Raw genomic sequence first — 615 nt, 5'->3', positions numbered from 1 at the left:
CCATAGGCACCGATCTCGTCATAGATCGCCACTTCCGCGCCCGTTCCCCGGGCGCGGATCGCATACCAGCTTGTCATATTGTCACTCCTGTTCGGTGGCGGGATCGGTGGAGGCGGATCCGTCGCCCATGTCTTCGCCTGCGCCATCTCCAGGATCAGGCCGCGCTGCGGGTGTTGCCCGCGCACCCTGTGTTTCGCCGGGGCTCGCGCGGTAGCTCAGCCCCAGATCGGCAACGCGTTTGGCATCCGCCGCATTCTCTCGGTCGACTTCCTCGACGTCATAGCCGGTGGCCTCGACCACCTTGCGCCGCGAGGTGATGCCCGCTTCCATCGCCAGCACTTGCGCCTGAATGTCCTTCAGCGGATCGACCCAATCCCAGCGGGGCGGGATCCACTGCACCGGCCACGCGACGGCGGGATTGCCGATATCCAGCGCCCCCGACAACACGGCCGTCTCCAGCCAACGGCGCCAGATCGGCCGGCATAGCTGATGCGCGATCACCCCATGCTGCAGCTGGCCAATGCGGCGGCGGAACTCGACCAGCTCTGCCCGCAGGCTCGAATAGTTCGCCTGCCGCACATCCCCGGTCACCAGGTGATAGGGCAGCCCCAGCGA

Annotated in this window: 1 protein-coding gene; it reads right to left on the bottom strand. The window is 66.7% G+C overall.

Annotated features, from left to right (window positions below; genetic code table 11):
- Nucleotides 1-81: 81 nt before the first annotated feature.
- Nucleotides 82-615 (bottom strand): phage portal protein (locus C8265_RS19255; protein WP_126623214.1); only part of this gene is annotated, 534 nt, incomplete at its 5' end.

Origin of the sequence: Oceaniglobus ichthyenteri (assembly GCF_003057885.1) — a bacterium.
Classification (GTDB): domain Bacteria; phylum Pseudomonadota; class Alphaproteobacteria; order Rhodobacterales; family Rhodobacteraceae; genus Oceaniglobus; species Oceaniglobus ichthyenteri.
Note: the sequence above shows the minus strand (reverse complement) of the source record. Positions and strands in the feature narration are given on the sequence as shown.